Origin of the sequence: Streptomyces sp. NPDC007164 (genome assembly GCF_040634135.1) — a bacterium.
Classification (GTDB): Bacteria; Actinomycetota; Actinomycetes; order Streptomycetales; family Streptomycetaceae; genus Streptomyces; species Streptomyces sanglieri.
The window spans coordinates 160481-173573 of sequence record NZ_JBEYFB010000014.1 but is presented as its reverse complement, the minus strand read 5'-3'; the positions used below and the strand labels follow the sequence as shown (position 1 = coordinate 173573).

The window sequence follows — 13093 nt, the reverse complement described above, 5'->3', positions numbered from 1 at the left end:
GGGGACCGGCCGGGGACGGCGGGCGGGGGTGTTGTGGTCTCCCCCGCCCGCCGTCCCCGTGCTGGGCGCCCTATGCCGAGGGCAGTTCCTTCAGCTGGATGTTGCGGAAGGACACATGGTCGTCGGCACCGTGGTTCTGGATGCCGATGTAGCCGCTCTTCAGGCTCCGTACCGGATCGGTGTTGGTGAAGTCGTTGATCTTCACTCCGTTGAGGAAGACCTGGAGGCGTTCGCCCCTGACCTTGATCTCGTAGCTGTTCCACTGGCCGGGCGGCCGCAGGACCTGGTCACGGGCCTTGGCGTTGGCCGCCTTGAAGGTGTAGATCGAGCCCGTGGTGCGGTCGGCCGCGTCGGAGGCGTCGATCTGGACCTCGTAGCCGTTGTTCACCGCGGACCAGGGGTCGTCGGACTCCGGGAAGCCGACGAAGACACCGGAGTTGTCGTCGCCCTGCATCTTCCAGTCGAGCTTGAGCGAGTACGACCCCAGCTCCTTGGCCTGGTAGGTGAGCAGGCCCATGCCGCCCTCGGAGCGGAGTTCACCGTCGACGACGTCGAACTTTCCGGGGCCGGCCTGCTTCCAGCCTTCGAGCGTCTTGCCGTTGAAGATCGACCGGTAGCCGGTGTCGGGCTTGCAGTCGGCCTTCACCTGGCCGGCCGCGTACCGCATGCCGCCGAGGAGCAGCTTGCGGAAGTCCGCTTCGGCGTAGGACTCCTTGGTGTGGCCGAGGCCGGTGTAGAAGGAGCGGCCGCCCTGGTAGGTCTGGCACCAGGTGATGGGGTGGTCGCCCTTCATGGTTCCGCCGGTGTAGGTGGTCTCGTCGAGGGTGGCGAGGACCTTGGCCTGACTGCGCGGATTGGTGCGGTAGTTGTACCACTCGTCGGTGCGGTTCCACTCGTCGCCGAGGTGTGCGGTGGCCGGGTGGTCGTGGTCCTCGACGCGGACGGTGGCGGGCTGGATGGCGGGGTGCGAGGAGAAGTACGCCCCGACGAGTCCGCCGTAGAACGCCCAGTCGTACTCGGTGTCCGCCGCCGCGTGGACGCCCATGTAGCCGCCGCCGGTGGCCACGTAGTTCTCGAACGCCTTCTGCTGGTCGGCGTTGAGCACGTCACCGGTGGTGGAGAGGAAGACGACCGCGTCGTAGCGGGCCAGGTTGCTGGTGGTGAACTGGCCGGCCGTCTCCGTGGCGTCCACGGTGATGTTGCTGTCCTTGCCGAGTTCCTTCAGCGCCGCGATGCCGTCGGGAATCGCGTCGTGCCGGAAACCGGCCGTCTTCGAGAAGACCAGGATCCGCTTGGCGGTTCTGTCGGGGGCACTGTTGGAGAGCTCGAAGTCGTCGATGTCGTAGAGCGCTCCGGCGCCGCCCTTGAAGACCAGGAAGAGCTCGGTGGACTTCTTCGGGACGCCGCGCAGCGGTACGTCGATGTCCTGGAAGTTGTCCCAGGCACCGGTCACCGGGACGGCTGCGGAGCCGAGGATCTTGCCGGTCGGCGAGCCGGTCCGGACTTCGAGGAAGCCGCCGGCGCCGCCGGAGGAGATCCGTGCGGTCAGCTTGGTGGATCCGGTCAGGAGGTACGGCTTGAAGGAGATCCAGTCGTCGTTGTGGATGTCGCCGACGGTCTTGCCGCCGTGCGCGGTGGCCTTGTTCTGCGGGGCGACGCCGTGCGAGTCGCCGTAGTGCTCGGCCTGCCGGTGGCGCGGCTGGAGCTCGGACTGGTCATGGCCGGACAGGGGGGCCTGGCCGCCTCCGCCGCCGTCCGTGTACGAAGCGTCGATGACGCCGAAGATGTTGGCGTTGGGGTCGTGTCCGCCGTCCATCTCCGTCTTGATGGTGCCGGAGCAGCCGTGCGCCGAGGTGATGGGGTGGCCGTGGCTGTCGTGGCCGAGGATGAAGCGGACCTCGACCTTCGAGCAGTCGATGGTTCCGTCCTCGGGGTCGGTGACGGTCACCTTGAACGGGATCTCGTCGCCGAAGGCGAACAGCTGCCCGTCACCGGGGAGTTCCAGGTTCACCTTGGGAGCGGTGTTGCCGACCGTCACATGGACGTTTGCCGAGCCGGTGCGGCCGGTGGGGTCCGTGGCGGTGACGGTGGCGGTGTAGGTGCCGTTCTTCTTGTACGTGTACGTGGGGTCGGCTGCGGTCGATGTGCCGCCGTCACCGAAGTCCCAGCTGTAGCTGAGCGTGTCTCCGTCGGCGTCGGTGGTTCCGGCCGAGGAGAAGCCGACCTTGAGGGGTGCGGTGCCCGAGGTCTTGTTGGCACTGGCCTCGGCGATCGGCGATCGTCCGCCGGTGGCGTTCTCGATGCGGTAGAGCGCCGAGTTCTGGTCGCCGCCGAAGTAGCCGGTGCCGTAGTCCAGGACGTACAGCGCGCCGTCGGGACCGAACGTCATGTCCATCACCTGGGTTCCCGACCACGGGAAGGCGTTGATGGACTTGACCGTGCCCTCGGTGTCCTGGTCGATGCGCTTGATCCAGCGCCGGCCGAACTCACCGGCGAAGAAGTTGCCGTCGTAGGCCTCGGGGAATTTCACCGGCGAGTCGAGGGCCGCGTCGTAGTGGTAGACGGGTCCGCCCATCGGGGACTCGGAGCCGGTGCCGAACTCGGGCACGGACGCGCCGTCGTACGGGATCCAGGCGGGCTGGGCCGGCGGCAGGTCGACCAGTCCGGTGTTGTGGCGGGAGGTGTTCTTGGGCGCCGCGCAGTCGAAGGCCGCACCGGAGGTCTTGGTCGCGAAGTCGTAGTCGATGAACGGGTCGTTCTTCCCGGTGCAGAACGGCCAGCCGAAGTTGCCGGCCTTGGTGACCCGGGCGAACTCGACCTGCCCGGCCGGTCCCCGCTTCGGGTCGGCGGCACCGGCGTCGGGCCCGTAGTCACCGACGTACACGATGCCGGTGGGCTTGTCGACGGTGAAGCGGAAGGGGTTGCGGAAGCCCATCGCGTAGATCTCGGGCCGGGTCTTGTCGGTGCCCGGGGCGAAGAGGTTGCCGTCGGGGACGGTGTACGTGCCGTCGTCGGCGACCCTGATGCGGAGGATCTTGCCGCGCAGGTCGTTGGTGTTCCCGGCGCTGCGGCGGGCGTCGAACACGGGGTTGCGGTCCGGCCGGTCGTCGATCGGGGTGTAGCCGTCGGAGGCGAACGGGTTGGAGTCGTCGCCGGTCGACAGGTAGAGGTTGCCCTGCGCGTCGAAGTCGATGTCGCCGCCGACGTGGCAGCAGATGCCGCGCGAGGCCGGGATGTCGAGGACCTTCTTCTCGCTGGCGGTGTCGAGCGTGCCGTCCTGTTTGAGAACGAAGCGCGAAAGCCGGTTCACACCATCGAACTTGGCGAAGTCGGCGGCGGTGCCGTTCTCCGGGGCGTCGCCGGACGGGGTGTCCAGCGGGGGCGCGTAGTAGAGGTAGATCGCCCGGTTCTTGCTGAAGTCCGGGTCGACGCCGACGCCCTGGAGGCCCTCCTCGTCGTGGGAGTAGACGGGCAGGACGCCCGCGAGGGTGGTGTCGCCGCCGCTGTCGGTGAGCCAGAGCTCGCCGCCGCGCGCGGTGTGCAGGACGCTGCGGTCGGGGAGCACCGCCAGCGTCATGGGCTCGCCGGTCTCGGCGACTCCCTTGGCGAGGGTGACCTGCTGGAATTCCTCGGCCGCCGCATCGGTGGCGGCCGGTGAGGACGGTCCCGTCGCTGCCACTCCGGGCGTGGCGCCCAGGGCCAGGGTGGCCGCGGCGAGCAGGCCGCCGGTGAACAGCGCGAGGGATTTGCGGACGCGGAGCCGTGTTCTGCTCCGGTTTCGGGTGGTGGTTCGGTGCACGAGTGTCCTCCGGGGTGTGCCGGTTGTACGGGCGGGGTGCTGCCGTGCCGTGCTGCGCGGGGACTGCCGCGCGGGTCGTCCGGGGTGCGTGGGACACCGGCGACCCGAGTCATGTCGTGTACACGTTGTGGACCGTAGACCTGTTCGTCCGGGACGGAAAGGCCTTGCGCAGCGGTCCGGTTGAACTTTTTCCTGCGCCAGGACAAAGCGGGGTCGGGGCAGGGGTGGGCACGGGACGGCCTCGGAGCTCCCTCCGGCCCGTCCCGTCCCGAGTGCCACCCCCCCCGGCGGGAGTCGGTCAGTCACCGCCCCCGAAAGCCGCGTCGAACGACGCCGCCGGCGGGTCGAAGTCGTACCGCTTCAGCGTGGCCAGCGCTTCCGGCGCGCCGGCCAGCCGGTCCATCCCGGCGTCCTCCCACTCCACGGAGACCGGCCCGTCGTAGTCGATGGACCGGAGCATCCGGAAGACGTCCTCCCAGGGCACGTCACCGTGCCCGGCCGAGACGAAGTCCCAGCCGCGCCGGGGATCGCCCCAGGGCAGATGCGAGCCGAGCCGGCCGTTGCGGCCGTCGAGGCGCTTGCGTGCCTCCTTGCAGTCCACGTGGTAGATCCGGTCCCGGAAGTCGTACAGGAAGTTGACCGGGTCCAGGTCCTGCCAGACGAAGTGGCTGGGGTCGAAGTTCAGCCCGAACGCGGTGCGGTGACCGACGGCCTCCAGGGCACGGTGGGTGGTCCAGTAGTCGTACGCGATCTCGCTGGGGTGCACCTCGTGGGCGAACCGCACGCCCTCCGCGTCGAAGACGTCCAGGATCGGGTTCCAGCGCTCGGCGAAGTCCTGGTACCCCCGCTCGATCATGTGCGGCGGGACGGGCGGGAACATCGCGACCAGGTGCCAGATCGACGAGCCGGTGAAGCCGACGACGGTACGCACCCCGAAGGCGGCGGCCGCCCGTGCGGTGTCCTTGATCTCCTCGGCGGCCCGGCGCCGGACCCCTTCGGGCTCGCCGTCGCCCCAGATGCGCGCGGGCAGGATCCCTCGGTGCCGCTCGTCGACCGGGTCGTCGCAGACGGCCTGGCCGACCAGGTGGTTGGAGATCGCCCAGCACTTCAGTCCGTACTTGTCGAGCAGCTGACGCCGGCCCTCCAGATAGCCGGGGTCGGAGAGTGCCTTGTCGACCTCGAAGTGGTCGCCCCAGCAGGCGAGTTCGAGGCCGTCGTAGCCGAAGTCCCGGGCGTGCCGGCAGACCTCCTCCAGCGGCAGGTCGGCCCACTGGCCGGTGAAGAGTGTGAAGGGACGGGGCATGGGCAGGGCCTCCTAGAGAGCCACGGGGGTGTGTACGGAGTTCTTCTCGGCGCTCTCCTCCACCGCTGCGAGCACCCGCTGCACCTGGAGTCCGTCGGCGAACGACGGTGCGGGGGCGGTCCCTTCGGCGATCGTCCGCACCAGGTCGCGGGCCTGGTGGACGAAGGTGTGCTCGTAGCCGAGGGCGTGGCCGGGCGGCCACCACGCCTCCAGGTAGGGGTGTTGGGGTTCGGTGACCAGGACGCGCCGGAACCCCGCGGTGGCGGCGGGTTCGGTGTGGTCGTGGAAGGACAGTTCGTTGAGACGTTCCAGATCGAAGGCGAGCGAGCCGAGCTCCCCGTTGATCTCCAGCCGCAGTGCGTTCTTCCGTCCGGCCGCCATCCGGGTCGCCTCGAACGAGGCCAGCGCCCCGGAGGCGAGCCGGCCGGTGAACAGCGCCGCGTCGTCGACGGTCACCGTCCCTCGCGCACCGGCGTCCGCGGCTCCGGAGAGCCCGGCCGACGGGCCCGCGAGCCGGGGCCGTTCGCGTACGAAGGTCTCGCTGACCGCCGACACCCCGACCAGCGGCTCCCCCGCCAGGTACTGGGCCAGGTCGACGAGGTGCGCGCCCAGGTCGCCGAGCGCGCCCGAGCCGGCGCGTTCGCGTTCCAGCCGCCAGGTGAGCGGCGACTCGGGGTCGACGAGCCAGTCCTGGAGGTAGGCGGCGCGGACGTGCCGCAGGGTGCCGAGCCGTCCCTCGGCGATCAGCTGCCGGGCGTAGGTGATCGCGGGCACCCGGCGGTAGTTGAAGCCCACCATGGCGACCTGGCCGCGGGCCGCCGCGCGCGCCGCGGCCTCGGTCATCGCCTCGGCCTCGGCGACCGTGTTGGCGAGCGGCTTCTCGCACAGCACGTGCTTGCCCGCCTCCAGTGCGGCGATGGCGATCTCGGCATGGCTGTCGCCGGGGGTGCAGATGTCGACGAGTTGCACATCGTCCCGGGCGATGAGCGCGCGCCAGTCGGTCTCCGCCGCCGCCCAGCCGAGGCGGACGGCGGCCGCGTCGACCGCGGCCCGGTCGCGGCCGCAGATCGCGGCGAGAGCCGGTTTCATCGGCAGGTCGAAGACGTGTCCCGCGGTGCGCCAGCCCTGTGAGTGGGCGGCTCCCATGAACGCGTATCCGACCATGCCGACTCCGAGCACCGGCACACTCGTCGCCGGCCGCTGCGTCGGCGGCGCTGCGGCCTCCTGATCCGTCTCTTCCCTACGGGCCATCGGGGCTTCCTCCTCGTCGGTCGTTCGATGAATACGGCAGGAGGGGTCGGTCAGCACCCTCCCGCGGGGCGGATCAGCTGAAGCCCGTCGGCAGGTACTGCTCGATGTTCTCCTTGGTTACCACCGCCGAGTAGAGGGTGAGGCTGGTCGGGATCTCCAGCTCGGCCAGGCCGCCGACACCCTTGCCCTGGGCCAGCGCACGGGCCAGGTCGATCGCGGACGCGGCCATCGTCGGCGGATAGAGCACGGTGGCCTTCAGGACGCTGTTGTCGGCCTTGATGGCGTCCATCGCGGACTTGGCCCCAGCGCCGCCGACCATCAGGAACTCGTCCCGGCCGGCCTGCTGGATGGCGCGCAGCGCGCCCACGCCCTGGTCGTCGTCGTGGTTCCACAGCGCGTCGATCTTCTTCTGCGCCTGGAGGAGCTGGGCCATCTTCGCCTGGCCGGACTCGACGGTGAAGTCGGCGGCCTGACGGGCCACCAGTTTGATGTTGGGGTAGTTCTTCAGTGCGTCGGCGAAGCCCTGGCTGCGCTGCTTGGTGAGCTCCAGGTTGTCGATCCCCGCCAGCTCGACGACCTTGGCGTCCGCCTTGTCCTTGAGCTGTTCGCCGATGTACGTGCCGGCGTTGAGACCCATGCCGTAGTTGTCGCCGCCGACCCAGCAGCGGTAGGCCTGCGGGGAGGCAAAGATCCGGTCCAGATTGACGACGGGGATGCCCGCCCGCATGGCTTCCAGGCCGACCTGGGTGAGCGCCTTGCCGTCGGCCGGGAGGATGACCAGGACGTCGACCTTCTTGTTGATGAGGGTCTTGACCTGGCCGATCTGGGCGGCGGTGTCGTTGGAGCCCTCGGTGGACTCCAGTGTCACCTCGGAGTACTTGGCCGCCCGCGACTTGGCGTTCTCGTTGATCGCGTTGAGCCAGCCGTGGTCGGCCTGCGGACCCGCGAAGCCGATGGTGACGGGCTTGCCCGGCTTGTCGTCGGCGGCCGGGCCGGTGCTCTTGGCGGTGTCCTCGGTCTTGGGATCGTTGCTGGTGCAGGCGGTGAGCAGGGCGCCCGCGGAGACGGCTGCGGTGCCGAAGAGCAGTCGTCTGCGGCTGGTTTCTGGCATGGCTGTCAAACCCTTCATCCGGTGCGTGGCGTGTCGCGTGGGGCGGGAGGGGCGGGGTGAGGTGGTGGATCAGGTCTCGCCGTGCGCCGATGTGCGGCGCTGGACCAGGACGGCGGCGACGATGATCGCGCCCTTGGCGATCTGCTGGACGTCGCTCTGCAGATTGTTGAGCGCGAAGATGTTGGTGATGGTGGTGAAGACCAGCACACCGAGCATGGAGCCGACGATGGTGCCGCGACCGCCGCTGAGCAGGGTGCCGCCGATGATCGCGGCCGCGATGGCGTCCAGCTCGTACAGATTGCCGTTGGTGTTCTGTCCCGAGCCGGACAGGATGATCAGCATGAAGGCGGCGATGCCGCAGCACAGTCCGGAGAGCAGATAGAGGTACAGCCGCTGGCGCCGTACGTCGATGCCGGCCAGCCTGGCGGCCTCCGCGTTGCCGCCGACCGCGACCGTGCGCCGTCCGAACGTCGTACGGTTCAGCACCACCCAGCCCACGACGGTCACCGCGGCGAACATCATCACCAGCGGCGGAATGCCGAGGAAGTAGGAGTCGGGCAGGCCCAGGTCGAGGACCGACTTGACGGTGACGATCTGGGTCCTGCCATCGGTGATCTGGAGAGCGAGCCCGCGGGCCGAGGCGAGCATGGCCAGCGTCGCGATGAACGGCACCATCCGCCCGTACGCGATGAGCAGCCCGTTCACCAGCCCGGCACCGAGTCCGACGATCACCGCGGTGAACAGGATTCCCGCGAAGCCGTACTCCTGGGTGGCGACCGTGGTCGCCCATACCGAGGCGAGCGCGACCATCGCACCGACCGACAGATCGATGCCGCCGCTGGTGATGACGAAGGTCATCCCGACGGTGACGACCCCGATGACGGACGACTGGGTCAGGATCAGCTGAAGGTTCCCGGTGTCCAGGAAGGCGTCGGGCTCGGTGAATCCGCCGACGACGACCAGTGCGGCGAGGACGCCGAGGAGCGACAGGTTACGGACGTCCAGGCGCAGGCCGCTGCCGCGTGCGGGTCCGTCCTTCTTCCGGAGTCCGGAGACCGGGACGGCGTCGGCGGCCCCCTTGTCCGGCCTGCCCTGCTGCGTCGGGGAAACGGGCTGCGTCATGACGTCGGGCTCCCTTCCATCACTAGGTCGAGTACGCGGTGCTCGTCGAGCTCCCGGGCGTCGGCCGTGTGCACGACGCGGCCCTCGCGGAGCACCAGCACCCGGTCGGCGAGGCCCAGCACTTCGGGCACCTCGCTGGAGACGAGCAGGACGGCGAGGCCTTCGTCGGCCAGCCGGCGGATCACGGCGTACAGCTCGGCGCGGGCGCCGACGTCGACGCCGCGGGTCGGTTCGTCGAGCAGCAGGACCCGGCAGCCGCGCAGCAGCCAGCGGGCCAGGACCGCCTTCTGCTGATTGCCGCCGGAGAGCGTACGGACGGGGGTGTCCGGGTTGTCGGGGCGCAGCGAGAGTTCGCGGGTGGCCTCACGGGCCGCCCGGCGTTCGGCCCCGCGGTCGATCCAGCCCGCCCTGGCGAAGCGGGACATCGAGGAGACGGAGACATTGCGGGTGACGGATTCGAGCATCAGCAGGGCCTGTGCCTTGCGTTCCTCGGGGGCGAGGCCGATTCCGGCGGCGACGGCCGCGCGGACGCTGCCGGGCCGCAGTGGCTTCCCGGCCACGGTCACCCGTCCGGCGCTCGGCCTGCGGGCGCCGTAGACGGTCTCCAGGATCTCGGAGCGTCCCGAGCCGACGAGTCCGGCCAGTCCCACGATCTCGCCTGGCCTCAACTCCAGGTCCACCGGGGCGAATTCGCCCGCCCTGGCCAGTCCCTCGACCTTCAGGACGGGCTCCGCCCCCGCCGTGCCCGCACGGTCCGCGGTACGCGGCGGGAAGACGTACTCGACGTTGCGGCCGGTCATCATGGCAACGATGTCGCGTGTCGGGGTGGACTCGGCGGGCAGCCCGACGGCCACGGCGCGGCCGTCCTTGAGCACGGTCACCCGGTCGCCGATCCGGCGGATCTCCTCCAGGCGGTGCGAGATGTAGACGACGGCGACGCCGTCGGCGGTGAGCGAGGCGACGGTGCGGAAGAGGTTGTCGACCTCGTCCGGGTCGAGTGCGGCGGACGGCTCGTCCATGACGATGAGCCGTACGTCGTGCGAGAGCGCCCTCGCCATGGAGACGATCTGCTGCTGGGCGGCGGACAGTTCGCCGACCGGGCGGGCCGGGTCGATCTCGGGGTGGCCGAGCCGCTTCAGCAGCGCGGCGGCGGCCGTGCGGCCCTCGCGGGTGCGGACGACGAAGCGGGCGGTGGTGGGTTCGTGGCCGAGAAAGACGTTCTCGGCCACGGACAGGCCCTCGACCAGGTCGAGTTCCTGGTAGATGGTGGCGATGCCCAGTCGCATGGCGGCGATGGGCGACTTCAGCGCGACCGGTTCGCCGCGCCAGGTGATCTCGCCGCCGTCGGGCTGGTGGGCCCCGGCGAGCACTTTGATGAGGGTGGATTTGCCGGCGCCGTTCTGCCCGAGGAGACAGTGGACTTCGCCGGCCTGGACCTCCAGGTCCACGCCGTCGAGGGCGCGGACTCCGGGGAACGACTTGGTGATGCCGGACATGGTGAGCAGGGGTGGTTCTGGTGCCATGACGAATCCCCTCGGCGAATGGGGTCTCCCCTGCTCGAACGCAGCCGAGTGCTGGGGGAAGGCCGATGAGCGGGCAGGGCTGTACCAGGTGCGGTGGTGCGGCGTGCGGCGGTGCGGTGTTCCCGGCGCTCCCGGTGTTGCGGGTGTTCCGGGTGCGCCCGTGTGCTGCCGGCCCGGGATCAGGCCGGTGAGAAGAGGTGGTCGCTGATGAGCCGGGCGGCGCCGATGACTCCGGCGGCCGGTCCCAACTCGCCCAGCACGATGGGGAGATTGCCGGTGGCCAGCGGCAGCGACTGCCGGTAGACCTGGGTCCGGACACTGGCGAGGAGAGTGTGGCCGAGGCCGGTCACACCGCCGCCGATCACCACCAGACCGGGGTTGAAGAAGCTGACGAGTCCCGCGATGACCTGGCCGACCCGGTTGCCGCCTTCGCGGATCAGGTCGAGCGAGGTGGCATCACCGGCGGCCGCGGCGGCCGCCACATCGACGGCGGTGAGATTCCCGGCCGCTTCGAGCCGGCCGGCCAGCTCCGCCGACCGCCCGGTGCGGGCCGCGTCCTCCGCGTCGCGGGCGAGCGCGGCACCACTGAAGTGGGCCTCCAAGCAGCCCCGGTTGCCGCAGGCGCAGGCGCGCCCCTCGGGTTCCACCTGGATGTGGCCGATGTCCCCGGCGCTGCCCGTCGTACCGCGGTGGACCTCGCCGCCGACGACTATGCCGCAGCCTATTCCGGTGCCTATCTTGACGCAGAGGAAGTCGCCCACGGAGCGGGCGACGCCCGCGTGCTGCTCCCCCATCGCCATCAGGTTCACATCGTTGTCGACCATGACGGGGCAGCCCAGCTCTTGGCTGAGCGCCTCGCGGACCGGGAAGCCGTCCCAGCCGGGCATGATCGGCGGTGCGACCGGTACGCCCTCGGGGAAGCGCACCGGGCCGGGTACGCCGATGCCCGCGCCGTCGAAGCCCTCGGCGAGTCCCGAGGCCCGGAGCTTGGCCGCCATGGCCAGCACCTGCTCGAAGATGGCGACGGGCCCCTCGCGTACGTCCATCGGGTGGTTGAGGTGGCCAAGTACCTCCAACTCGGCGTTGGTGACGGCCACATCGACGGATGTGGCTCCGATGTCGACGCCGAGGAAGCGCAGTTGCGGTGCGAGCCGGATGTTGTGCGAGCGGCGCCCGCCGCGGGATGCGGCGAGTCCGTCGGCGACGACGAGTCCGGTCTCCAGCAGTCTGTCGACCTCGACGGCGAGCTTGGAGCGGGAGAGATCCACCTGATCCCCCAGCTGTGCCCGGGAGTTGGGCCCGCCGTCGCGCAACAGCCGCAGCAGTCGCGCCTGATGCGCATTCGCGGGTCGTGCAGTCATACGTCTCACGTGCCCCTCCCCGCCACATCGGCCTGTACGTCGGGCTTTCGAGTGGAACGTAGCAGCGGTTGCCGGGAGTGGGAAGAAGTTGCGCAGGAATCCACCACAACTTTCTCCACACCGAGGACAAAGCCGGTCGGCGGGGCCGGGCTCCCGCCGGCCGGCCGGCTCAGCGCAGGATCCCGGCCTGCCGGGCGGCCCGCACCCAGGACGGGAACTCCGACAGGACCCTGTCGTACAGCTCCTGGTCGGAGATCCTCTCGATGTCGTCGACCGCGAAGAAGCCGACGTTGTCGACCCGGCGGCCCGGCATGGTGTCGAACCGTTCCAGCACGCCGTACTGGGAGCTGCCGAGCCCCACGAACTGCCAGAACACCGGTTCCTCGGCGGCCGCCCGCAGCTCCTGCTCGATCTCCCGGTTGCGGTGCACACCGCCGTCCGAGAAGAACAGGACCAGTGTCGGATCGGGCGTCGGGTGGGCCCGCACGAAGGCCCGCACCTCGGCGATGACCTTCTGCTCCTCGTTCTGGATCCCGACCGTGCGCATGTCGATCTGACCGGGGAGCAGCCCTCTGGGCGGCTTCCTGCGACCGAAGCCGAAGATCTGGCCGACGCGTACGTGCAGGGCGAGCCACTGGGGCAGGTCGCCGACGGCGAGGTCGGGCAGCCGGGCGGGGTTGGTGGCGAACGTCCAGGCCTGCATCTCGCCGTCGTCGTCGAGCTGTGCCGCGACGGCGACCATCCGCTCGGCGACGCCCGCGACCGTGCCGCGCCGGTAGAGGGTGCTCATCGAACCCGAGGCGTCGAGTACGAGGACGACGCGGGCGCGCAGTTCCGGTACGCCGTGTTTGCTCAGGCTGACCAGGACCTGTTGCTTGCGCAGCGAAAGGCGCTTGCGCATGTCCACCGGCAGCCGTTCCTCGCCCTTGGTGAGCCGGGGGCCCGGCCCGCCGCCCCCGGTGTGCTCGGGTACGGGCGGCGCGGGCGGCACCGGAGGGGGGAACGACGGCGCGGGGACCGGGGCGGGGGCCGGAGCCGTCACGGGCCGCGGGCCGGGCCCGGCCGCGGGCGGTTCCTCGTCGACGCTGATCCCGAAGTCGGTCGCCAGTCCGGCCAGTCCGCTCGCGTAACCCTGGCCGACCGCGCGGAACTTCCAGCCGCCGTCGCGGCGGTAGAGCTCGCCGCCGACCAGCGCGGTCTCCGTACCGGCGGCGATGTCGAAGCGTGCCAGCTCGGCACCGGTGGCCGCGTCGAGCAGCCGCAGACACAGCCCCGGCACCTGACCGAACGTGCCGCCGTCGGCGGAGGCGCAGAGCGCGACGCGTTCGACGTCCGGCCCCAGCGCGCCCAGCCGGACGTCGAGCGATTCGCTGCCGGGCTGTTTGCCGAGGTGGCTCACGGCGCCCGAGGCGTGCAGCGGCTGGTTGTAGAAGACGAAGTCGTCGTCGGACCGCACCCGCCCGCCGCGGGTCAGCAGCAGGGCCGAAGCGTCCACGTCCGGGACTCCGGACCCCGCCGACCAGTCGAGTACGGCCCGGACCGCGGAGGCCGCGACCGGCACGTTGGCGCCTTTGCTCAGTATCGTCACACCGGCCAGTGTGCCTGCCGCCCGTTGCACCCGCC

General features: G+C 70.4%; 8 protein-coding genes. All 8 read right to left on the bottom strand.

Annotated elements, in window-relative coordinates:
• Positions 1 to 70 precede the first annotated feature (70 nt).
• The 8 genes from ABZ622_RS19955 to ABZ622_RS19920 all read right to left on the bottom strand — a co-directional run bounded on the left by ABZ622_RS19955 (position 71) and on the right by ABZ622_RS19920 (position 13058).
• On the bottom strand, positions 71 to 3799 hold the full coding sequence (locus ABZ622_RS19955) for a ThuA domain-containing protein (RefSeq protein WP_360544840.1): 3729 nt from the start codon (positions 3797 to 3799) through the stop codon (positions 71 to 73).
• A 298-nt stretch (positions 3800 to 4097) separates the two neighbouring features.
• Positions 4098 to 5102 (bottom strand): sugar phosphate isomerase/epimerase family protein, encoded by a 1005-nt coding sequence (locus tag ABZ622_RS19950; RefSeq protein WP_360544838.1) that lies wholly within the window; start codon positions 5100 to 5102, stop codon positions 4098 to 4100.
• A 12-nt stretch (positions 5103 to 5114) separates the two neighbouring features.
• Entirely contained in the window at positions 5115 to 6353 is a 1239-nt protein-coding gene (locus ABZ622_RS19945; protein WP_360544836.1) for a Gfo/Idh/MocA family oxidoreductase, read from the bottom strand.
• A 73-nt stretch (positions 6354 to 6426) separates the two neighbouring features.
• The gene (locus ABZ622_RS19940; protein ID WP_360544834.1) at positions 6427 to 7464 is read right to left on the bottom strand and encodes a substrate-binding domain-containing protein; all 1038 of its coding nucleotides are present in this window, start codon (positions 7462 to 7464) and stop codon (positions 6427 to 6429) included.
• Positions 7465 to 7533: 69 nt separating this feature from the next.
• The gene (locus ABZ622_RS19935; protein WP_360544832.1) at positions 7534 to 8586 is read right to left on the bottom strand and encodes an ABC transporter permease; all 1053 of its coding nucleotides are present in this window, start codon (positions 8584 to 8586) and stop codon (positions 7534 to 7536) included.
• Positions 8583 to 10109 carry a sugar ABC transporter ATP-binding protein gene (locus ABZ622_RS19930; RefSeq protein ID WP_360544830.1) on the bottom strand — a complete coding sequence of 509 codons (1527 nt, stop codon included), beginning with the start codon at positions 10107 to 10109 and terminating at the stop codon, positions 8583 to 8585. Before ABZ622_RS19930 ends, ABZ622_RS19935 begins: the two co-directional genes overlap by 4 nt.
• A 179-nt stretch (positions 10110 to 10288) precedes the next feature.
• A complete protein-coding gene (locus tag ABZ622_RS19925; RefSeq protein ID WP_360544828.1) occupies positions 10289 to 11470 on the bottom strand; it encodes an ROK family transcriptional regulator in 1182 nt (393 codons plus the stop codon).
• 169 nt (positions 11471 to 11639) lie between these two features.
• Entirely contained in the window at positions 11640 to 13058 is a 1419-nt protein-coding gene (locus ABZ622_RS19920) for a VWA domain-containing protein (RefSeq protein ID WP_360544826.1), read from the bottom strand.
• Positions 13059 to 13093: the final 35 nt, after the last annotated feature.